Source organism: Micromonospora sp. DT228 (genome assembly GCF_049841595.1).
In the GTDB taxonomy this organism is placed as follows: Bacteria; Actinomycetota; Actinomycetes; order Mycobacteriales; family Micromonosporaceae; genus Micromonospora.
On the sequence record NZ_JBNCKO010000005.1, the window covers coordinates 177,349 to 198,428 of the forward strand.

Genomic DNA, 21,080 nt, shown 5'->3' on the forward strand with positions numbered 1-21,080 from the left:
CGGGTGGCGGACGATCGGTGTGTCCGTCCATGGTGGATGGTTGTGCTGGCGTCCCGGCGGGGCTCCGGCGCGTCGCGTCGTACTGGCGGGCGCAGCGCGACTACGGTGGGGGGCATCATGCGTCTGACGGTCGGCCCCCTGCCACCCGCTGTGTACTGGCGGCGTCGCGTCGTCGTACTCGGAGCGGGGCTTCTCTTCCTGATTGTCCTGCTCTATTCCTGCACCAACTCGGGTCGCTCCGACGACGACTCGAAGGCCGCGGGGTCGCCGACGGCCACGCCCACCGGGACGACCGGTCCCGGCGGGCCGGTGTTGACGCCACAGACGGGGACTCCGCGGCCGTCCGCGTCGGGCGACGCCGGCGCGACGAACCCGGATGCGACGACCCCGAGCCCCGCGATCACCAGCAACGACCCTCCGCCGGATGCGGTGGGCGGTTCGGTGGACGACGGCACCTGCACCGACGCGGAGATCCGCGTGGTCTCGATGGCGAGCCCGACCTCGGTCCAGCGCGGGGCGGTGGTCGACCTGCAACTCAAGATCAAAAACACCTCCGACCGGACGTGCAGCCGCAACGTCGGCGCCGACCTGCAGGAGATCTTCATCAAGTCCGGTGCCGAGAAGGTCTGGTCCTCGGACACCTGCGGAAAGGTCCAAGGCTCGGACGTGGTGTCCTTCACGCCGAACATCGAGCGCTCCTACCAGGTGCCCTGGAACGGGCGGGACACCAGCCGGTGTGACGGTCAGCTGGCCGGTGGGCCATTCCCGCCGGTCGGGTCGTACGAGGTGTTCGCCCGGGTCGGCACGAAGCTCAGCGCGCCGGTGAAGCTCACCGTCACTGGCTGAGCCAGGTCAGACGTACCGTTCCAGGATCGACGCCTCGGCGAGCCGGGACAGCCCTTCCCGGACACCGCGTGCCCGGGCGTCACCGACCCCCTCGACGGCCTGCAGGTCCTCCACGGTCGCGCCCAGCAGTCGTTGCAGGCTGCCGAAATGCACCACCAGGCGGTCGACCACCGCCACCGGCAGCCGTGGCACCTTGGCCAGCAGCCGGAAGCCGCGAGGGCTGACCGCCGCGTCCAGCGCGTCGGACGCGGCCGGGTAACCGATCGCCTTGGCCACCGACACCAGATCGATCAGCTCGGTGGCACCGAGCAGGTCCAGCTCGACAAGTGCCTCGTCCAGGGTGCGCGACTTGCGGCCGACCGGCAGGTAGTCGCGGATGACAAGCGTCCGGTCGGCGTCCACGCCGGCCATCAACTCGTCGAGTTGCAGGGCCAGCAGGCGGCCGTCGGTGCCCAGCTCGACCACGTAGCCGGCGATCTCGTCGGCGATCCGGCGAACCATCTCCAGGCGCTGCACCACGGCCACCGCGTCCCGGACGGTGACGAGATCCTCGATCTCCAGTGCGGAGAGCGTGCCGGAGACCTCGTCGAGCCGGAGCTTGTAGCGCTCCAGGGTGGCGAGCGCCTGGTTGGCGCGGGAGAGGATCGCCGCCGAGTCGTCGAGCACGTGCCGTTGACCGTTGACGTAGAGGCTGATGATCCGCATGGACTGGCTGACCGAGATGACCGGGTAGCCGGTCTGCCGGGCCACCCGCTCGGCGGTGCGGTGTCGGGTGCCGGACTCTTCGGTCGGGATGGACGGGTCGGGCATCAGGTGCACGGCCGCCCGGACGATCCTGGTGCCGTCGCTGGAGAGCACGACGGCGCCGTCCATCTTGCACAACTCCCGGACCCGCGTCGCGGAGAACTCCACGTCCAGCGGGAAACCGCCGGTGCACAGGCCCTCGACGACCTTGTCGTAGCCCAGCACGATGAGCGCACCCGTGCGGCCACGCAGAATGCGCTCCAACCCGTCGCGCAGGGCGGTGCCAGGGGCCATCAGGGCGAGGTTGGCGCGCAGTGGGTCCCCGGCGCTCCCGGCGGCCCCCGCCGTCACGCTCACGCTGATCGGGCGGGCGGGCGAGCCCACGGCGCCGGTGCGGGCCTGGGGCGGCGCGCTGGCGGGCTTGGTGGTATCGCGGTCGATCGGCACGGACACAGTCTACGGACTGCCGTGCGGTGGGTGCTGTCGTGGTTACTGTGATGTGTCACGATGCGGCCCTTCCAACCCGTTTCCCGCTTGCGGCGTGCTGTCCGGTTTTGCCGTCCCCGTCGGCACGGTGGGTCACTCGGCGGACGCGCGGGCCGCATGGTGCAGGGCCGAACGGACGTCCGTGACCTCGGTCACCCGCATCTGCTCGGGACCGGCGCCGGTGCTCGCCGGGCCGCAACCGGGCGGCACCAGTGCCATCTTGAACCCCAGCCGGGCCGCCTCGGCCAGCCGGCGGGGCACCGCCCCGACCCGACGCACCTCGCCGGTCAGACCCACCTCGCCGATCGCCACCAGGTGCGGCGCGATGGCCAGGTTGAGCCCGCCGGAGGCGACGGCCAACGCCACCGCGAGATCCGCGGCCGGCTCCACCACCCGGATGCCGCCGACCGTGGCGGCGAAGACCTCGCGGTCGTGCAGGGTCAGCCGCTCGGTGCGCCGTTGCAGCACCGCGAGCACCATCGCCAGTCGTGCCGAGTCGAGGCCGGAGACGGTGCGCCGGGGAGAACCGGCCACCGTCGCGCCGATCAGCGCCTGCACCTCGGTGACCAGGGCCCGTCGCCCCTCCATGGCCACCGTGACGCAGGTGCCCGGGACCGGCTCCGCGTAGCGGGTCAGGAACAGCCCGGACGGGTCGGCCAGACTGCTGATGCCGCCCTCGTGCATCTCGAAGCAGCCGACCTCGTCGGCCGCGCCGAACCGGTTCTTCACACCGCGCACCAGGCGCAGCGAGGAGTGCTTGTCACCCTCGAAGTGCAACACCACGTCGACCAGGTGCTCCAGCACCCGCGGCCCGGCCACCTGGCCGTCCTTGGTGACGTGCCCGACCAGCACGGTGGCGATGCCCCGCTCCTTGGCGACCGAGACCAGCGCGGCGGTGACCGCGCGCACCTGGGTCACCCCACCGGGCACCCCCTCGGTGCCGGTGGTCGAGATGGTCTGCACCGAGTCGAGCACCAGCAGGCCCGGCTTGACCGCGTCGAGGTGCCCGAGCACCGACCCGAGGTCGCTCTCCGCCGCGAGGTAGAGCCTGTCGTGCAGGGTGCCCATCCGCTCGGCGCGCAGGCGCACCTGACTGACCGACTCTTCCCCACTGACCACCAGCGACGGGCTGCCGGCACCGGCCGCCCAGTGCTGGGCCACGTCGAGCAGCAGGGTCGACTTGCCGACGCCGGGCTCGCCGGCGAGCAGCACCACGGCACCGGGCACGAGACCGCCGCCGAGCACCCGATCGAGCTCGCTCACCCCGGTGGGCACGGCGCGGGCCGGGGCGGCGCTGATGGTGGCGATCGGCCGGGCCGGCTCGGACGGAAGCCGGGAGCTGACCACCCGGCCGGCCACGGTCGGGCCGGTCACCGTGCTCTCGACCACCGCGCCCCACTCGCCGCACTCCGGGCAGCGCCCCACCCACTTGGGCGGCTGGTGCCCGCAGGCGTCGCACTCGTAGGCCGGGCGCGGCTCGCGGGCGGCGGACCGGCCACGGGCGGCGCCGGCCGTGGCGCCACGCGAAGGAGTCGATCGGGAGGTGGTCACATCAGGACGCTAGCCCTCTCGTACGACGAAAACACCCCGGCGTGGTGGTCACCACGCCGGGGCGTCCGTCGATACGGAGGTCGTGTCACCCGTGGGTCGTGCCGCCCTCGTCGCCCTCGTAGCCGCCCTCGCGCTCGATGAGCGGCGAGGGCGGCGCCGCCGGGGTGAGCGGCACCGCGATCGGCGCCTGGCCGGTCACCGTGTTGCCGTTGCCGAAGTCGAAGGTCACCGAGACGTTCTGGCCGGAGCGCAGCGCCTCGGTCAGGCCGATCAGCCGCAGCTGCGAGGTGGCCTCGGAGTTGAGCTGGATGTAGCTCAGCGGAGCCAGCTCGATCCGGGCCAGCTGGCCGGGGGCGGCCGGGCTGGCCGAGCCCGACGCCCGCGCCGACTCCGGGGCGGACGGCGTGGCCGAGGACGAGCCGGTCTCGGACGGGGTCGCCGACGGGCTGGCCGAGCCGGACGCGGGCGTCGACGGGCTCTGCGAGCCGGACGGAGACGCGCTGCCGGACGGGGACAAGCTGGCCGAGGCGGAGGCGGACTCCGAGGCGGTCGGCGTCGCGCTCGCCGAGCCGTCGCTGATCCGCACCTCGCGAGCGGTCTCGGGGGCGACGGTGACGGTGACGGTGACCGTCTGCTTCGAGTCGTTGTAGATCACGGCGTTCAGCGGAGCGTCCTGGCCGGCCCGGTAGCCCTCGGTGCCCGGGTAATCCACAAGCAGGCCGCGAACCGAGAAGGATCCGTTGTTGGTGGTGAGGTTGACGCCCTGGATCGACGGCTCCTTCAACGCGGTCTCGGCGATCTGACCGGTGCCGCATCCGGACGCCAGCAGGCCGGTTGCCGCAATCCCGGACAGCAACAGGGCCGCCCGCCGGGATCCCCTGATCGAGCGCGTCACGTCGGTCCTCCTCGTCACAATCCCCACCCGGGCCGCACGCCCGGGCACGGTGGCCATACCCGCGCAGACCGCGCTCCAGGGTAGTTGGGGCTGATCGAGGCCCGCACGCGGACCCGGCAATGCCACCTGGCCGGGTGCCGCTCACACCACCCGACCGCTCGCCACCAGCAGGACCACGTCGATCAGGGCCACCAACATGACCGCCCGGAAGGCCGCCACCGGCCGCCGGCCGGCCCGGACCGCCGAGCGTCCCGCGTACCAGCTCAGTGCCGGCACCACGGCGGCCGTGCCGACCGCGGCCAGCCCGACCGCCGACGGCGGCCCGGGTGGCCCGAGGACCAGGGTCGCGGTCGCCGCGAGGAGCAGACCGGCCGCCGCCGCCCGGCTGCCGGTGGACCCCAGCCGATGTGGCAGGCCGCGCACACCGGTCCGGGCGTCGTCGGCCAGGTCGGGAAGCACGTTGGCGAAGTGCGCGCCGGCCCCCAGGCAGGCCGCCGCCACCAGCAGCCAGGTGGGTGGGGCCGGCTGACCGGGCAGCGCGAGCACCACGAAGGCGGGCAGCGCGCCGAAGGAAACGGCGTACGGCACCACCGAGAAGGCGGTGGCCTTGAGTGGCCAGTCGTAGAGCAGCGCCGAGATCAGGGCGACGGTCAACCAGAACGCCGCCGTCGGGTTCGTGGTCAGCGCCAGCAGCGGACAGGCCACCGCGGCCGCCGCCGCGGCCCAGGCCGTGGTGCGCCGGCCGACCGCGCCGGCGGCGACCGGTTTGTCGGTACGCCCCACGGTGGCGTCCCGCTCGGCGTCCAGCGCGTCGTTGGTCCAGCCCACGGCGAGCTGGCTGGCCAGCACGGCGAGCACCACCGAGACGATTCCCGACGGCCGGTGGCCCACTCCCCACGCCAGCAGACCGGCGACCGTGGTCACCGCCGCGGCCGGTTCCGGGTGGCTCGCTCTGACCAGCCCTAACACCCTCGGCGACATAAGGGAAGTCTGGTCGTTACCGAGCAGTCGTGCCACTCTCGGTGCCATGCGAGACGTGGCTGCGTCCGCGGCGTCCACCGGCCCCCGGGTGCTGCCGCGAAACGACCCGCGCCAGTACGACGACCTGGCCGGTGAGTGGTGGCGGCCGGATGGCGCGTTCGCGATGCTGCACTGGCTGGCCGCTGCCCGCGCGGCGCTGGTGCCACCGGCGACCCGCCCCGGCGAGCTGCTGGTGGACCTGGGCTGCGGCGCCGGCCTGCTCGCGCCGCACCTGACCGGCAAGGGCTACCGCCACGTCGGTGTTGATCTGACCCGCTCGGCGTTGCTCCAGGCGGCCGAGCACGGAGTACGCGTCGTCCAGGGTGATGCGACAGCGGTCCCGCTCCCGGACGGTTGCGCCGACGTGGTCTCCGCGGGCGAGTTGCTGGAGCACGTGCCGGCCTGGCCGCGGGTGGTCGCCGAGGCGTGCCGGCTGCTGCGTCCGGGCGGCCTGTTGGTGCTGGACACCCTGAACGACACGGCACTGGCCCGGCTCGTCGCGGTACGGATCGCCGAGCGGCTGCCGACGGTGCCGCGCGGCATCCACGATCCACGGTTGTTCGTGGACGCGCGGGAGTTGGTGGCCGAGTGCGCCCGGCACGGCGTCGACCTGCGGGTGCGCGGCATCCGTCCGCAGGTGGGCGGCCTGGTGGCCTGGTTGCTGCGGCGAGCCCGCACGGGCCGGCCGGGCACGACGCCGGCCGGCCGCGGTCCGCGCATCGTGCCGACCCCGTCCACCGCGGTGCTCTACCAGGGGTGGGGGGTCCGAAACGGATAGTCGGGCCGGGACGGGGTACGGCACTGTGAGAAGGAGGCGACATGACGGTGCATGCGCTTGAGGCGGCCCGCCGGTTGGCGCCGCGGTTCGCCGCGCGGGCCGCGCAGCACGACCGGGACGGTTCCTTTCCGGTGGACGACTTCCGCGATCTGCGGGAGGCCGGCCTGTTCGGGTTGATGGTGCCCCGCGCGCTGGGAGGCATGGGAGCCACCTTCGCCGAGTACGCCGCAGTGGCCACTGAGCTTGCCCGGGGCAACGGGGCGACCGCCCTGGTGTTCAACATGCACGCCTCGGTGACCGGCGCGCTCGGCGCGGTCACCGAGGAACTGGCCGAGGCGTTGGGTGTCCCGGACGAGGCGCTGGCCGCCCGGGACCGCCTGCTCACCGCCGCCGCCGAGGGCTCCTGGTACGCGGTCGCGATGAGCGAGCGGGGGGCCGGCGCCCGACTGTCCCAACTGAGCACGGTCTACGAGGCCACCGACGAGGGCTGGCATCTCAAGGGCAGCAAGACCTTCTGTTCCGGTGCCGGCCACGCCGACGGTTACCTGGTGGCGGCGCGCAGCGTGGCCGACCAGTCGGTGGTCTCGCAGTTCCTGGTGCCGGCCGGCGACGGCCTGACCGTGGAGCCGACCTGGGACGCGCTCGGCATGCGCGCCACCTCCTCGCACGACCTGCACCTGGACGTCACGGTGCCCACGGACCGGCTGCTCGGCGGGGTCGAGGGCCTGGCGTTGGTGGTGGCCCAGTTGATGCCGCACTGGCTGGTGGCCAGCTACGCGGCCGTCTACGTGGGGGTCGCCCGGGCGGCGATCGACGCGGCGGTCGAGCACCTCAACGAGCGCCGGCTGGCCGGTCTGCCGGCGGTGCGGGCCCGACTGGGCCGGGCGGACGCGGCCACGGCGGCCGCCCAACTTGTGGTCGCCGAGGCGGCCCGCCGGGTGGACGAGCTGCCGGGCGACGAGGAGACCAACCGCTGGGTGTGGCGGGCGAAGCTGCTCGCCGGCACCACGGCCGCGGAGGTGGCCGCGTCGGTGCTGGAGGCGGCGGGCACCTCGGCGACCCGCCGTGGCCACCCGTTGGAGCGGCTCTACCGGGATGCCCGCTGCGGGTCACTGCACCCGGCCACGTCGGACGTCTGCGCCGACTGGCTCGGCATCGCCGCCCTGGGTGGCGACCCGGATCGTGACGGATCGGCACCGCGTTGGTGAGCCGGCCGTACGAGGCTCGCAGGAAAGATCGGCCAGCCGAGGCGGCTGGTGGGACGGCCAGGGGGAGGACAGCATCTGACGAGAGGTGGGGATCGTGTCCGTACCAGTGATCGCGGGGCTCGGGGCTGCGCAGCCGCCGTCCGCTTCGCAGGACGAGTTGTGGGAGGGCTTCTTCTCCCGGCACTTCTCCGGCACCACCCGGTCGTTGGCCCAACGGATCTTCGCCAACTCGGGGGTGACCCGGCGGCAGGCCGCGGTCAATCCCCTGCTGGAGGACGTCTCGGACTGGCCGACCGAGCGCCGGATGCGCCGCTACCAGGTGGAGGCGCTGCCGTTGGGCAAGGAGGCGGTGGGCCGCGCGTTGACCGCCGCCGGGTTGGGCGCCGGTGACATCGGGCTGTTCATCGTCTGCTCCTGCACCGGCTACGCCACCCCGGGGCTGGACATCCTGCTCGCCCGGGATCTCGGCATGGCGGCGGACACCCAGCGGATGGTCATCGGCCACATGGGCTGTTACGCGGCGCTGCCGGGGCTCGGCGCGGCGAGTGACTTCGTCACCGCGCGGGGGCGGCCGGCGCTGCTGCTCTGCGCGGAGCTGACCAGCCTGCACATCCAGCCGTCAAGTGCCAGGGTGGACACCCAGCAGATCGTCTCGCACGCGCTCTTCTCGGACGCCGCGGTCGCCGCCGTGGTTGTGCCGGGTGGTCCGGGGTACGCGTTACGCGAGGTCACCTCGGTCACCGACACCTCGACCGCCGACCACATGACCTGGGACGTCACCGATGCCGGCTTCCGGATGGGGCTGTCGCCGAAGGTGCCGCAGGTGCTGTCGAAACACGTACGCGGGTTGGTCGACGACCTGTTGGCCCGGCACGGCGTCACCAGTTCCGAGGTGGATGGTTGGGCTGTGCACCCGGGCGGGCCGCGGATCCTCAACGTGGTGGAGCGGGAGTTGGCCCTCCCCCCGGAGGGGCTGGCGGCGTCCCGGGCGACGCTCGACGAGCACGGTAACTGCTCGTCGCCGACCGTGTTGCTGATCCTGGACCGGTTGGGCCGCTCGACGCCGGCGGCTCGACGCGTCGTCATGCTGGCGTTCGGCCCCGGCCTCACCCTCTACGCCGCCCTGCTGGATCGACAGGAGTAAACATCCGCCGGTGCCGGCGTTACGCTCGACGGATGGGTGCGACGGTGGACGAGCGGCTGCGCTCGGCGGTGCTGTTCGGCGCGACGGTGGCCGTCCTGGTCGCCGGTGGCTGGTGGTGGCGATCGGCCGCGCCGTCCCCGGTGTCCCCACCGGCTGGTGCGACGGTCGCACCTGCCGTGGGGCCCAGCGTCAGCACACCGTTGGATCGCGCCCTGGTCCGCGGTGGTGAGCTGACCGCGCGGGTCGGCGGAGAGACGGGGGCGGTCGTCCGGGCGGTGGATGTCCCGCGGGCGGTGATCGACCCGGCCAGCGGTGAGATCACCGACATCGAGGGTGATCCGAGCTGGCTCTTCTTCCAGGGCGAGTTGCCCGCGTTCCGCGAGACGATCTGGCAGGAGCGGGCGGTGCTCGTGCCGAGACAGCGCGTCGTCCGGCAGGCGGGAGGCGGCGACTCCCGCTACCTGCTGCAGTACCGGTGCACCAGGCTGGGCACCCTGTCGGTGACGGTCTTCGAGGCCGAGTCGGCCGGGCCGTCCGAGATCGACTGCGACGGCACGATCACCAGCGCCGAGGTGTTCTCGCACGGCAGGCCGTTCCGGGTGTCGCTGTCGACGGTCGGGGTGCGTGAGATCGACTTCGAGGCGCAACTCGTCGGCCTGCCCCGCTAGCCTCGTGGCGTCAGCCGGCGAGGGCGCTCAGGTCGCCCCGGTAGGAGTCGACTGTGCCCAGGTCGGGCAGCACCCGGGTCACTGTGCCGGCGCGGTCGACGAGCAGCGCGGTCAGGGCTCCGGGGCGGACCGGTTGGCCCAGGAACGACCGCAGTCCGCCGGCGGGGTCGGCCAGCGCCCGGACGCCCTTGCTCGCCGGTGACGGGGTCGCGACCGCCCGCCCTCCGGCGACGGTGATCACCGCTACTCCCGGAGGCGCGGCCGCCACTGCCTCGTCGACCCGCTCGGGGCAGGGGCAGCCGTCCACCAGAATGATCATGGCGGGCAGCAGGCCGCGCAGCGGCACCGGCGCCTGGGCGGCGTCGACCAGGTCCAGCGCGGGCAATGCCCGGCCGGCGACGGTCGCCGGAGGCGCGTACGGGGCCGGAGTCGCTCGGTCGGTGCTCCGGCTGGCGCGGGGCCAGGCGACGGCGAGCAGGCCGGCCATCGTGGTGAGCAGGGCGACAAGCAGCACCAGCGCTGGCAGGGCCAGGCGGCCGGGGCGGTCGCCGGCGGCGCGGCGCAGCTCGCGACGAAGCTGGGCGGCCTCGTCAGCGAGCGCGGAGGCGTCGTCCGGGACCACGATGCGGCCCCACTCGGGCGGTAGGCCGGGCAGGCCGTCGGCTGGCCCGTGACCCTCGGCATCCGGCTTGCCCATCGGACCTCCTGGAAGGGGCTCGAGAGCGGTGTGCGGCTCGGCCTCCAGGGTCCCGCACCAGGGGCACCTCCCGCTACACCTGGGCGCATTCCCGCCGGCCGCGATACCATGGGAGGAGCGCATAGCCCTTGATCTCGACGTTCTGTTCACCCGTGCCGGGCAGTCATCCGCACGTTACGGAGCGTGTTCGAACCATTGGTTTGACCGCCTGTCAAGCTGAAGCAAGACCTCTCACAGGGCCCCTGAGCTGCGCCAACGGTCAGGACATCGGTGAGACATCGGTGCCTGAGCGTGTTACCCTAGACACAGCGAAAGGGGTTTCGAACCTATGGTTTTCAGTGTCGGCGAGACCGTTGTCTACCCCCACCACGGGGCCGCACTCATCGAGGCAATCGAGACTCGGGTCATCAAGGGCGAGCCTAAGCAATACCTCGTCCTGAGGGTCGCGCAGGGTGACCTGACTGTCCGGGTGCCGGCCGAGAACGCCGAGATCGTGGGCGTGCGTGAGGTGGTCGGCGAAGAGGGCCTCGGTAAGGTCTTCGACGTTCTGCGGGCTCCGCACACCGAGGAGCCGACCAACTGGTCGCGGCGTTACAAGGCTAATTTGGAAAAGCTGGCCTCCGGCAACCCGCTGAAGGTCGCCGAGGTCGTGCGTGACCTGTGGCGCCGGGAGCGGGAGCGGGGCCTCTCTGCGGGCGAGAAGCGGATGCTTGCCAAGGCCCGCGACATTCTCGTCGGTGAGGTCGCGCTGGCCGAGAAGAGCACCAAGGATGAGGCGGAGACGCTGCTCGACAAGGTCCTCACCGAGGCCTAGTCCGCACAGCATCGTCGTCCCACCACACAGCGAAGAAACCACTGAGGACCGCGACGTGACCGCGCAGCTCAACCCGCGCGGTGACGTCGCGGTCCTCGTGCCTGCGGCGGGTGCCGGCGTACGGCTCGGCCCCGGCCGACCCAAGGCGCTGCGCCTGCTCGCTGGCGAGCCACTGTTGGTGCATGCCGTGCGTCGACTGGCCGCCGCGCCGTCGGTGCACACGATCGTGGTGGCCGCGCCGGTCGCCGACGTGCAGGCAGTCCGTGAGTTGCTGGCCCCGGTCGCACCGGTGATCGTGGTCGCCGGCGGTGCGGAACGGCAGGCGTCGGTGGCCGCCGCGCTGGCCGCGGTGCCCGCCGGTCCGACGATCGTCCTGGTGCATGACGCCGCCCGCGCGCTCACCCCACCCGAACTCGTCGAATCCGTCGCGGCGGCGGTTCGCGACGGACGGGACGCGGTGATCCCGGTGCTGCCGGTCGTCGACACGATCAAAGAAGTCGGCGCCGGCGAGGTGGTGCTCGGCACCGTCGACCGTTCCGCCCTGCGCGCGGTGCAGACCCCGCAGGGTTTCCGCCGGGCCGTCCTCAGCGCCGCGCACGCCGCGGCCGGCGACCCCCTCACCGACGACGCCGGGTTGGTCGAGAAACAGGGCGTTACGGTGACCTGCGTGCCGGGCTCGGAGTACGCCCTGAAAATCACCAGACCGTTCGACCTGGCGCTGGCCGAGCACCTGCTTGGCGCCTCCGGTTGACGCGTACCCTCTGCTCATGATCGTTCCCCGGGTGGCCATCGGCACCGACGTGCACGCGTTCGAGCCCGGCCGGCCCTGCTGGGTCGCGGGCCTGCTCTGGCCCGACCAGGACGGCCTCGCCGGGCACTCGGACGCCGACGTGGTCGCGCACGCCGCCTGCAACGCGCTGCTCTCCGCCGCCGGTCTCGGTGATCTCGGCTCTGCCTTCGGGGTGGACCAGCCGGAGTGGGCCGGCGCGTCCGGGGTGGCGCTGCTGACCGAGACGGCCCGCCGGGTGCGCGCCAGCGGCCTGGAGATCGGCAACGTGTCGGTGCAGGTCATCGGCAACCGACCCAAGATCGGCCGCCGTCGGGCAGAGGCCCAGGAGGTGCTGTCCGCGGCCGTCGGCGCCCCGGTCACCGTCTCCGCCGCGACCACCGACGGGCTTGGCTTCACCGGCCGCGAGGAAGGGCTGGCCGGTGTCGCGGTGGCCCTGGTGTACGACGCGTCGGCCGCCTAAGCTCGCCGCGATGTCCAGCGACCCAGTCCCCGACCGTTCCGCCGCCGACGGCTACCTTCAGCGGGCCCAACTTCTCGCCGAGCTCGGCCGCCACGACGAGGCGGTCGGTGAGCTGACCTACGGGTTGGCCCTGCAACCGGATGACGTGGACGCGCTCACCGCGCTGGCCCGGGTGCACCTGGCCGCCGGCCGTCCGGCCGAGGCGCTCGCCGCCGCGGACACCGCCGTGGCTGCCGCACCGGAGGCTTTCCCGCCGCTTGTCGTCAAGGGCATGGCGCTGGCCGACCTGGAGCGTTACCCCGAGTCGGCGGCCACCGCCGACCGGATCCTCGCCCTCGGCCCGGCCGACGCGTACGCCCAGTGGAGCGCGGCGGCGCTCCTGGCGGACGCCCGCAACGGCCAGCCGGCGCTGAACGCGGCCTGGCGTGGCGTCGAACTGGCACCGGAGGAGCCGCAGGCGCACCTGGTGCTCAGCCTGGTCGCCGCCCGGCTGAACCTGTTCGACCTGGCCGAGCGGGCCTACCGGGAGGCGTTGCGGCTCGACCCGCGCGTCGCCGAGGCTGGGCACGACGTGGGTGTCCTGCGGTTGGAGCAACGCCGTTGGTCGCAGGCGTTGGCGCGGGTCGCCGAGACTGTCACGATCACCCCGAGCCGCATCGACTCGCCGCGGACGCTCGCGCACGGCCTGCATCGCCTGGTGCTCTACGGGGCGGGCTGGTCGCTGGTGGCGGCGGTGCTGGTGGCCTTCGCGGCGCCGGCGAGCGGCGGCTTCTCCCGCGTCCTGGCGGTGCTCGCCGCGCTCACCGGGGCGATCGTCGTCTGGCAGCTCGCGGCCCGGTTGCCGGGGCTGACCCGGACCGTCCTGCCGGCCCTGCTGCACTCCGACCGGGCGATCGCGCTGTCGATCTACGCCGTGGCGGCCGCGCCGCTGCTGCTGCTGGTGTACGCGGTGGTCGGCTCCCCGTGGCCCCTGGTGCTGGCCATCGCCGCCACGGCGGTAGCCGAGTTCGCCATCTTCACCAGAACCGCATTCCGCTAGCCACGACGCGCCCACGTCCAGGCGTATCCCTCGTCTTCGCAGGTGTTGGCGGCGTCGCAGAGATCCAGGGGGCGGAAGGTGTCGACCATGACGGCCAACTCGTCGAAGTAGTCGGCCCCGATGGAACGCTCGGCGGCACCCGGCTGGGGGCCGTGGGTGAAACCGGACGGGTGTAGCGAGATCGATCCCTGCTCGATGCCGGAGCCGCGGCGGGCCTCGTAGTTGCCGCCGGTGTAGAAGAGCATCTCGTCGGAGTCGACGTTGTGGTGGTTGTACGGCACCGGGATCGAGTCCGGGTGGTAGTCGACCTTGCGGGGCACGAACGAGCAGATGACGAAGTTGGGGCCCTGGAAGGTCTGGTGCACCGGCGGGGGCTGGTGGATGCGGCCGGTGATCGGCTCGAAGTCGTGGATGGAGAAGGCCCACGGGTAGAGGTGGCCGTCCCAGCCGACCACGTCGAACGGGTGGTTGGCGTAGACGTAGCGGGTCCAACCACGCCGGTGGCGGACCAGCACCTCGACCTCTTCGCCGTCGACGAGCAGCGGGCCGTCGGGGCCGCGGACGTCGCGCTCGCAGTACGGCGAGTGCTCCAGGAACTGCCCGCGGACGGAGAGGTAGCGCTTGGGTGGGCCGATGTGGCCGGAGGCCTCGACGGTGAGCAGCCGGACCGGTTGGTCGCCGGTGGGCACCAGCCGGTGGATGGTCGAGGTGGGGATGACGACGTAGTCGCCGGCGACCGCGTCCAGCGCCCCGAACGGGGACTCGACCCGCAGGGTGCCCGACTCGACGTAGAGGCAGTGGTCGCCGGTGGCGTCGCGGAACAGCGGCGAGGGCCGGTCGGCGAGCACGTACCCGATCCGGACGTCGTCGTTGGCGAGCAGGTACTGCCGGCCGAGGATCGGGTCGGCGCCGCCGGTGTCCAGCTTGTGGGTGCGCAGGTGGCGGGGCTTGAGCGGCAGGTTCGGGGCTCTGGTGAACGCGGGCGGGGTGAACACGTCGGCGGCCAGGATCGCGGTGGGCGCGTGCCGGTGGTAGAGCAGGGACGAGTCGGAGGAGAAGCCCTCCTGGCCCATCAGCTCCTCGGCGTAGAGGCTGCCGTCGGGCTGACGGAACTGGGTGTGGCGCTTGCGCGGCACCTCGCCGACGCTGCGGTAATACGGCATTTCGCCTCCCGATATGTCCCGTCCACCGGCCAGGTGTGTCCGATAATCGGACGTTGTTGTCCGTTCCTCGTAGCGTCCCGTACATTCTTGTTCCGTGTCAACGCAGGTGCCCGCACTCCTGACCGGCCTGGTGGACGACGCTGCCGTCTTCCCGCCGGGCAGCGCCACGCTGCACGACGCCCTGGCCGCCCACCGCCAGCACCGCGCCGCCTGGTACGCCGACCTGGTCGGCCCGCTGCTGGTTCCCGCCTCGACCGTCGCGGCCGGCGAGCTGAGCGGTCTCGTCGACGGGGGCGAGGGTCTGGTGATCGGTCTCATCGGGGACACCGGTGTCGGTCGTCTGCCCCTCGCGCTCTCGTTCCTCGCCCCCGACGGCGTCACCGCGCGGCAGGTCGAGGTGGCGGTCGCCAAGCGTGGCGAGGACCCGCTGCCCGGAATCGCCGAGCTGCTGCGGCTGACCGACGCGCTACCGGGCGTGGAGACCGTCTACGCCGAGCTTCCGTTGACCTTCGGGCTGACCGGCGCGCTTGACGCGATCGCCGCCGCGCGCGCCGACGGTGTGCCGATCGCCGCCAAGTTCCGCACCGGCGGACTGGCCGCCGAACTGTTCCCCACCCCGGCCGAGCTGGCCGCGGTGATCTGCGCCTGCCGGGACCGGGATCTGCCGTTCAAGCTCACCGCCGGGCTGCACCAGGCGGTCCGCCACCTCGACCCGGAGACCGGCTTCACCCACCACGGGTACGCGAACGTGCTGGCCGCGACGCTGGCCGCCGCCGACGGCGAGGGTGTGGCCCGGGTCGGCGAGCTGTTGACGGCGCTCGACCCGCGCCCCCTGTTGGAGCGCGCGACGACACGGCTGCACTTACCTCGTCCACTCTGGGTCGGCTTCGGCTCGTGCAGCATCCTGGAACCACTTACCGATCTGATCCGGCTGGGGCTGGTGAACGGGGGCTACGACGCATGACCTGGGTGACCGGCGTTGACGGTTCGCCGTACGGGGTGACGAACCTGCCGTACGGGGTCTTCCGGCGCGACGGGGGCCGGCCGCGGATCGGCGTACGGATCGGGTCGTGGGTGTTCGACCTGGCCGCCGCGGAGACCGCGGAGCTGGTGCTGGCCGCCGGTGCGTTGTGCCGACCCACCCTCAACGAGTTCATGGCGCTGGGGCGTCCGCAGTGGGTCGCGGTGCGGCAGCGGATCACCGAGCTGTTGACCGACCCGACGCACCGGGCCGCCGTGGAGCCGATGCTTGTGCCCCTCGACGACGTGGAGCTGGTGCTCCCGATCGAGGTGGCCGACTACGTCGACTTCTACTCCTCCGAGCACCACGCGTCGAACGTCGGGCAGATCTTCCGCCCCGGTCAGCCGCCGCTGCTGCCCAACTGGAAGCACCTACCGATCGGCTACCACGGGCGGGCCGGCACGGTTGTCGTCTCCGGCACGCCGGTGACCCGGCCGACCGGCCAGCGGGCCTCCGCCGAGGGCCCGGTCACCGGCCCGTCGGTACGCCTCGACATCGAGGCCGAGGTCGGTTTCGTGGTGGGCGTACCCAGCCGGTTGGGTGATCGGGTGTCGGTCGACGACTTCGCCGACCACGTCTTCGGGGTGGTGCTCGTCAACGACTGGTCGGCCCGGGACATCCAGGCCTGGGAGTACCAGCCGCTCGGCCCGTTCCTCGGCAAGTCGTTCGCCACCTCGGTCTCGGCCTGGGTGACGCCCCTGGACGCGCTCGGCGACGCCTTCGTGCCGGCCCCCGACCAGGACCCGCCGGTGGTCGACTACCTGCGCGACGTGCCGCACCTGGGTCTGGACCTCCGGCTGGCGGTGGAGTGGAACGGCGCGCTGGTGAGTGAGCCGCCGTTCGCCACCATGTACTGGACGCCGGCACAGCAGTTGGCCCACCTCACCGTCAACGGCGCGGCACTGCGCACCGGCGACCTGTACGCCTCCGGCACCGTCTCCGGCCCCGACCGCGCGCAGGTCGGCTCGTTCCTGGAGTTGTCCTGGGGTGGGGCCGAGCCGGTCCCGGTGGGCGACGAGAGCCGCACGTTTCTGGCCGACGGCGACACGGTGACCATCACCGCCACCGCTCCCGGCCCGGACGGCACCACAATCGCCCTGGGCGAGGTCAGCGGCACCATTCGTCCGGCCCACTGAACGGTCGCATTCCATTCGTCTCGTGCACGGCACCGGTTATCGCACAGCCGGTGCGATAACCGGCCCGGGTTGACCCGTTGATCGTCCGGATCCCGTTGCCTCGCCGCGCGATCCGAGCCGGGCTCAACCCGGCTGCCAGCGGTGGGGCATCCATCGCACACGGAGGTAACGACGATGCACGAACTTGCGGGCGCGATCTGGCGTACCAGCAGCCGTTCCAACGACCAGGGGCTCTGCGTGGAAGTGGCGGACAACCTGGTCGACGTCCATGGTCTGGTCGCGATCCGCGACTCCAAGGACCAGGCCGGCCCCACACTCGCGGTCAGCCCGCCTGGGTGGACGGCGTTCATCGGCGCGATTCGAGTCGGTCGCTTCGAACACTGACCGGAGAATCGGCACCGGTCGGCGACGGCCGGTACCGAGCAATGGTCCAATCGGACAGTGTGGCCTCCGGGAGGTGGAAAATCCGTCCCGGGGGCCACGGCCGGCCCTCACTCCGCGTACCGTCGGGGATACGGGAGGCTGGCATGTCGACGGTGGCGGTTACCAGGTTCATCGAGGCGCACGCTGTCGATGTCTGGTGTCTGCTGACCGACCTACCCGGTCGCGCGGCCCGGCTGACCGCCGCCGGCCCGATCGAGGTGCTCACCCCGGGTCCGTTCGGGCCGGGCACCGCCTGGCGTGAGGAGCGATCCCAGCCTGGCGGCGGCACGCTCACCGAAGAGTTCCTGGTGGTGGAGGCAGTCGCCCCACACCGGTTGGTGCTCTGTTCCTCGGGTGCCGGCGTGGACTACCGGATCACCTGGAGTCTGCGGCAGGTCAAGCGTCGCCGCCGAGGTTGCACGGCGGTCACCGTCACCCACGAGGCCGTGCCGACCGCTCCGTACGGTCGGGTGGTGGCGCTGCTGCTCGGCGGCCTCGCCGCGCGGGCGGTCGAGGTGGCACTCGGGCGCGACCTGGCCGACCTGGCCGTGGCGGCCGGTGCCGGCGCCGTCGAAGCCGCCTGAGCACCTGACGGTCACCTCCGCCTTCCGCCTCCGCGCGTGGTCGCCGTGACCTGCGCGGGGTCCGGCCGGTTCCGCTGGGTAGGGTGCCGGGCGGAGGTGCGGCATGGGGATCCCGAGAGGCCGACGACGGGTCGTGATGGCGGTCGCGGCGCTGCTCGCGACCGTGGCCGTCGCGGTCATCGCCTATCGGGTGCTCGCGCCGGCCGAGGTGAGCACTGTGGCCCACGCCGAGTACCCACCGCCGGCCCAACCGGCCGCCGGTGTGGTCGGTCGGCTGCCGGTCGCCCCGTTGATCGTGGACGGGAGACTGCGGGTGTACGCCGCACACCGCCAGGTCTACGCCGACCGGCCGGTCGACGGTCGGCACCGGACCACCCCGTACTGGTCGTACCGGCGCTGGCCGGCGGAGTTGACCGGGGTGGTGGCCAGCGGCAGGACGGTGGTCAGTCGCTGGTCCGACGGGAAACTTGTCGCGCTCGACGCGCCCACCGGTCGGGTGCTCTGGCGGGCCGACGGCCCGGAGCCCGCCGAGAGTGAGGCGGTGGCACGTCGTACCGGTGCGGCCACCGTCTGGGACCCGCGCGGGCTGCACCTCGCCGACCTCTCGGACGGCCGCGCGGTGGTGGTGGCGAGCGGCGACGCCGAGGCGCGCGGGGTCGAGGTGAGCGGCGGTCAGCAGTTGTGGCGGGCCGAGTTGCCCGGCCGGTGCCGCAGCGACCTCGGCACCACCGCCAGCGGACAGCTGATCGGTCTGGACCGGTGCGCCGGGCCCGCGACCGTCGAGTTCCGGGACGCGGCGACCGGCGTGGTGCACAAACGGTGGCGACCGCCGGGTGGCCCGGACGAGTTGGTGGTGACTCCGCTCGGATGTCGTACCGGCCGGTCGGACTGCCCGGCCCTGCGCACCTCCGGACCGGGCGACGCGGCCGGTCGGGGATGGCTGGTGGGCCCCGGCGAGCCGGTCGCTGCCCCCGTGCTCGATCCGGCCGGGGCCACGGTGGTGGATGACCAGGTTGTCGTGGTGCTCGACGGAGCGGTGGTGGGTCGGTCGGCGCGTACGGGTGCCGAGCTGTGGCGGTCGGCGGATCTCGGCGCGGTGCGGGTCCTGGCCGTGCAGCCCGGCCGGGCGCACCTGCTGACCGAAGCCAACAGCCTGGTGACGCTGGACCCGGTGACCGGCAGACAACTGTCCCGCTTCTCGCTGAACGTCGGACGGGACGGGACGGGCTGGGTGCCCGGGGCGGTGGGGGCCGAGGGCGGCTACGTCGCGGTGGAACGTCTCCGCCGGCCGGTCGACCCTGCCGCGGACGACAGGCGCTACTACCTGACCGCCGAAGCGGTGATCCTGGCCGCCACCTGATCGTGGTGTCTCCGGTGCCCGGAAATCCGAACCGTACATACCCTTTGTCGGTAAAAGGTATGTTTTTCATGGTTCAGGTTTCCTCGGGAAGGGGTCGACGCATGGGCAGGACAGCAGCCAACTACCTCGTGGGTGGCGCACTGGCCGCCGCGGCGAGCCTCGCACTCGCGGTTCCGCCGGTGCTCGACGTCGATCCCGCGTCGGCGCGCGGGTTCACTGCCGCCCGGGTCGCGCCGTCGGCGGACACCGGCGTCACCTTCGAGATCCTGCCGGCGTCACCGACGCCCACGCCGACGCAACCCGCACCACCGACGCCCACGCCGACGCAACCCGCACCACCTACGACTGCGCCACCCCAGCCCACGCCCAGCCACGGTGGTCACCTGCCGGTCACCGGTTCCGGCGGGTCGACGTTGCTGCTTCTCGGACTGGGCGTGATCCTGCTGATCGTCGGTGGCCTCGCCGCCCGTCGGTGGCGGCGAGTGTGACGTACGCCGGCCGTCGGCGGTTGGCGGAGGCCCGCCGCCGGCGGCCGATGCGCGGTACGGCAGCCGGTGTGTCATCGTCCGGCCGGGACACGCTCCCGTGGCCTGCCGGTCGGAGGTCGAGGGGACTGGCGGGATCGGCGGCGGACCAGCACCGCGAGGCCGACGAGGAGCAGGAGGCCCGCGACGGCCGCCGCCACGGTCCAGCCGGACGTCATCCGGGAGATGACGCTGCCCCGCTTGCCGACCTGACCCGCATCGGGAAACTGGATCTGCGCGCTGACGCCGCGCTTCACCAGCCCGCTCTCCAGGTTCACCTCGATCTTCCAGGGCCCGTTCGGCAACGCCGCCGGTAGCCGGGCGATGACCTGCCCGGAGCCACCCGGCGGTAGCGTGACGCCCTGGCCGACCTGGAATGGGCCGGCCCGGCTGTCGGCTGGTCCGTCGCTGAGGGTGACCGAGCCGGTCAGGTCGATGGCACGGCCGCCGGTGTTGGTGACCTGGGCGGTCACCGAGGGCTCGCCCTCGGGGCTGCGGGCCGGGCGAAGCTCGCCGATCGAGAAGTCGGAGACCGGCTCACCCCCGGGGCCGATGTCGAGGTACGTCCGGACGCCGACCCGGTGGATCTGGGTGACCTCCCCGTCGGAGCGGGGCGCGGAGGTGGCGGACGCCCAGATCACCCCGTACCGCTCGCCTCGCGAGGCGGCCGGCGGCACCACGATGGTGGCCAGAACCCGGGCCTCGCCCCACGCTTTCACCTCGACAGCCGAGGTGTCGAGGGTGATCCAGGAGGTCAGCTCGTTGGCCGCGCGGCCCTCGCCGAATGTGAACTCGGACCCCTCCACGCTCGCCGCCGCCGGGTAGACGTCGATGCGGCGGGCCTCGTCGGTGCGATTGGCGATCAATAGTTGCCGTTTGATTGTGGTGCCCGGCGGCAGGTGATCGACGATGTAGCGCAACGCCCGGGGGTCGTCGCGGCGATTGGTGGGTGCCTCCAGCAGCCGGATTCCGAGGCGGTCGTCGGCGTCTGGCTCGGCCGCGCCGGCCCGGGTCGACAGACCCGGACCGGCGAGGGAGAGCAGCGCCAGTGCGACCGCGACGGTCGACCGGCCGTGGCGGCTAGGCCACCGAATGCGTCACCGTGCCGGTGTAGACGCCCGCGATGCTGTCCAGCGGCACGTTCACGATCAGGGTCGGGTTCCAGGTCGCGGTGTTACCGCCGGTGCCGCCGGTGTGGGTGAACGCGGTGACCGGGGTGACGTTGTCAAGCGCTTCCGCGGCGGCGGCGTTGGCCTGACCGGGCGTGAAGGTGCCGGTGCCGGTGGTCGCCGTCGCCGGGCCGGACCAGTAGTCGATCTCCGATGCGAGTACCGTCTCCTCGGGCGTGCCACCGCCGGTCTGGAAGTTCGTGGCCGTCACCGTGGCGACCCAGGAGGCGTCCGCCGCACCCCGGGAGTCGGTGACCGTGACCGCGCCGAGTTGGCCGGTGATGACGCTGCCGGGCGCGCCGCCGCCCAGGTCGGCCGTGGCCGGCGCGACGATGTCGAGGGTGCCCGCCTCCACCTCGAAGGTGACGGTCGTGTCGTCGGTGGGCGCGGCGGCGGCCGGTGCGGCGAGGAAGCCCACCATCGCGGCGGCGGCCGCTCCGGCGAGACAGATCTTGGCAGTACGCACTGTTTGTTACCCCGTTCTCGAAGTGAGCCGGTGTGATTCCTCGATACAACCGGCTACTTCGGAAGATAGGGCAGTTAGCGGGTGTAAGCGGACA

Annotated in this window: 23 protein-coding genes; 15 read left to right on the forward strand and 8 right to left on the reverse strand. The window is 72.7% G+C overall.

The features are described from left to right. Positions 1-117 precede the first annotated feature (117 nt). Positions 118-846, forward strand: coding sequence for a hypothetical protein (locus tag ACLQ29_RS12605; RefSeq protein ID WP_425771780.1), 729 nt, complete (start codon positions 118-120; stop codon positions 844-846). Between the two features lie 6 nt (positions 847-852). On the opposite strand, the gene disA is transcribed toward ACLQ29_RS12605, so the two are convergent. The 4 genes from disA to ACLQ29_RS12625 all read right to left on the reverse strand — a co-directional run bounded on the left by disA (position 853) and on the right by ACLQ29_RS12625 (position 5,503). Continuing rightward, entirely contained in the window at positions 853-2,037 is a 1,185-nt protein-coding gene (gene disA, locus ACLQ29_RS12610; RefSeq protein WP_393369498.1) for a DNA integrity scanning diadenylate cyclase DisA, read from the reverse strand. Positions 2,038-2,169: 132 nt separating this feature from the next. Next, entirely contained in the window at positions 2,170-3,627 is a 1,458-nt protein-coding gene (radA, locus tag ACLQ29_RS12615; protein WP_393369501.1) for a DNA repair protein RadA, read from the reverse strand. An 85-nt stretch (positions 3,628-3,712) separates the two neighbouring features. Next, positions 3,713-4,522, reverse strand: a complete 810-nt coding sequence (locus ACLQ29_RS12620; RefSeq protein ID WP_425771781.1) for a hypothetical protein — start codon at positions 4,520-4,522, stop codon at positions 3,713-3,715. Between the two features lie 141 nt (positions 4,523-4,663). Further along, positions 4,664-5,503, reverse strand: coding sequence for a UbiA family prenyltransferase (locus ACLQ29_RS12625; protein ID WP_393369507.1), 840 nt, complete (start codon positions 5,501-5,503; stop codon positions 4,664-4,666). 46 nt (positions 5,504-5,549) lie between these two features. Between ACLQ29_RS12625 and ACLQ29_RS12630 the strand changes: the two genes are divergently transcribed. The 4 genes from ACLQ29_RS12630 to ACLQ29_RS12645 all read left to right on the forward strand — a co-directional run bounded on the left by ACLQ29_RS12630 (position 5,550) and on the right by ACLQ29_RS12645 (position 9,340). Beyond that, positions 5,550-6,320, forward strand: coding sequence for a methyltransferase domain-containing protein (locus ACLQ29_RS12630; RefSeq protein WP_425771782.1), 771 nt, complete (start codon positions 5,550-5,552; stop codon positions 6,318-6,320). Positions 6,321-6,361: 41 nt separating this feature from the next. Beyond that, the gene (locus tag ACLQ29_RS12635) at positions 6,362-7,528 is read left to right on the forward strand and encodes an acyl-CoA dehydrogenase family protein (RefSeq protein ID WP_425771783.1); all 1,167 of its coding nucleotides are present in this window, start codon (positions 6,362-6,364) and stop codon (positions 7,526-7,528) included. 94 nt (positions 7,529-7,622) lie between these two features. Further along, entirely contained in the window at positions 7,623-8,672 is a 1,050-nt protein-coding gene (locus ACLQ29_RS12640; RefSeq protein WP_393369514.1) for a type III polyketide synthase, read from the forward strand. A 32-nt stretch (positions 8,673-8,704) separates the two neighbouring features. Beyond that, entirely contained in the window at positions 8,705-9,340 is a 636-nt protein-coding gene (locus ACLQ29_RS12645) for a hypothetical protein (protein WP_425771784.1), read from the forward strand. Between the two features lie 10 nt (positions 9,341-9,350). Here the strand turns inward: ACLQ29_RS12645 and ACLQ29_RS12650 are convergent, their stop codons facing one another. Next, positions 9,351-10,037, reverse strand: a complete 687-nt coding sequence (locus tag ACLQ29_RS12650) for a hypothetical protein (protein ID WP_425771785.1) — start codon at positions 10,035-10,037, stop codon at positions 9,351-9,353. 328 nt (positions 10,038-10,365) lie between these two features. Here ACLQ29_RS12650 and ACLQ29_RS12655 point away from each other — a divergent pair, with 328 nt between their 5' ends. From ACLQ29_RS12655 to ACLQ29_RS12670, 4 genes are read left to right on the forward strand one after another with little or no spacing between them, the layout of a single operon-like run. Further along, a complete protein-coding gene (locus tag ACLQ29_RS12655; RefSeq protein ID WP_007073334.1) occupies positions 10,366-10,851 on the forward strand; it encodes a CarD family transcriptional regulator in 486 nt (161 codons plus the stop codon). 55 nt (positions 10,852-10,906) lie between these two features. Then, complete coding sequence (ispD, locus tag ACLQ29_RS12660) at positions 10,907-11,602, forward strand: 2-C-methyl-D-erythritol 4-phosphate cytidylyltransferase (RefSeq protein WP_425771786.1); 696 nt, start codon at positions 10,907-10,909, stop codon at positions 11,600-11,602. Positions 11,603-11,618: 16 nt separating this feature from the next. Beyond that, on the forward strand, positions 11,619-12,101 hold the full coding sequence (gene ispF / locus ACLQ29_RS12665; protein WP_425771787.1) for a 2-C-methyl-D-erythritol 2,4-cyclodiphosphate synthase: 483 nt from the start codon (positions 11,619-11,621) through the stop codon (positions 12,099-12,101). A gap of 10 nt (positions 12,102-12,111) precedes the next feature. Next, a complete protein-coding gene (locus ACLQ29_RS12670) occupies positions 12,112-13,140 on the forward strand; it encodes a tetratricopeptide repeat protein (RefSeq protein WP_425771788.1) in 1,029 nt (342 codons plus the stop codon). Here ACLQ29_RS12670 and ACLQ29_RS12675 read toward each other — a convergent pair. After that, positions 13,137-14,303: a homogentisate 1,2-dioxygenase gene (locus ACLQ29_RS12675; protein ID WP_425771789.1), complete on the reverse strand. Its 1,167-nt coding sequence runs from the start codon at positions 14,301-14,303 to the stop codon at positions 13,137-13,139. The genes ACLQ29_RS12670 and ACLQ29_RS12675 overlap by 4 nt on opposite strands. 94 nt (positions 14,304-14,397) lie before the next feature. On the opposite strand from ACLQ29_RS12675, the gene ACLQ29_RS12680 reads away from it, so the two are divergent. The 6 genes from ACLQ29_RS12680 (at position 14,398) to ACLQ29_RS12705 (ending at position 19,315) form a co-directional block, all read left to right on the forward strand. Further along, positions 14,398-15,267, forward strand: a complete 870-nt coding sequence (locus ACLQ29_RS12680; RefSeq protein WP_425771790.1) for a hypothetical protein — start codon at positions 14,398-14,400, stop codon at positions 15,265-15,267. Beyond that, on the forward strand, positions 15,264-16,460 hold the full coding sequence (gene fahA / locus ACLQ29_RS12685) for a fumarylacetoacetase (RefSeq protein WP_425771791.1): 1,197 nt from the start codon (positions 15,264-15,266) through the stop codon (positions 16,458-16,460). Before ACLQ29_RS12680 ends, fahA begins: the two co-directional genes overlap by 4 nt. A 174-nt stretch (positions 16,461-16,634) precedes the next feature. Continuing rightward, the gene (locus ACLQ29_RS12690; protein WP_393369539.1) at positions 16,635-16,844 is read left to right on the forward strand and encodes a DUF397 domain-containing protein; all 210 of its coding nucleotides are present in this window, start codon (positions 16,635-16,637) and stop codon (positions 16,842-16,844) included. 143 nt (positions 16,845-16,987) lie between these two features. Next, entirely contained in the window at positions 16,988-17,467 is a 480-nt protein-coding gene (locus ACLQ29_RS12695; protein ID WP_425771792.1) for an SRPBCC family protein, read from the forward strand. 103 nt (positions 17,468-17,570) lie between these two features. Then, the gene (locus ACLQ29_RS12700) at positions 17,571-18,827 is read left to right on the forward strand and encodes a PQQ-binding-like beta-propeller repeat protein (RefSeq protein WP_425771793.1); all 1,257 of its coding nucleotides are present in this window, start codon (positions 17,571-17,573) and stop codon (positions 18,825-18,827) included. Between the two features lie 101 nt (positions 18,828-18,928). Then, positions 18,929-19,315 carry an LPXTG cell wall anchor domain-containing protein gene (locus tag ACLQ29_RS12705; protein WP_425771794.1) on the forward strand — a complete coding sequence of 129 codons (387 nt, stop codon included), beginning with the start codon at positions 18,929-18,931 and terminating at the stop codon, positions 19,313-19,315. Between the two features lie 71 nt (positions 19,316-19,386). On the opposite strand, the gene ACLQ29_RS12710 is transcribed toward ACLQ29_RS12705, so the two are convergent. Together ACLQ29_RS12710 and ACLQ29_RS12715 are read right to left on the reverse strand one after the other, a co-directional pair. Then, a complete protein-coding gene (locus ACLQ29_RS12710) occupies positions 19,387-20,271 on the reverse strand; it encodes a hypothetical protein (RefSeq protein WP_425771795.1) in 885 nt (294 codons plus the stop codon). Positions 20,272-20,431: 160 nt separating this feature from the next. After that, entirely contained in the window at positions 20,432-20,986 is a 555-nt protein-coding gene (locus ACLQ29_RS12715; RefSeq protein WP_425771796.1) for a hypothetical protein, read from the reverse strand. Positions 20,987-21,080: the final 94 nt, after the last annotated feature.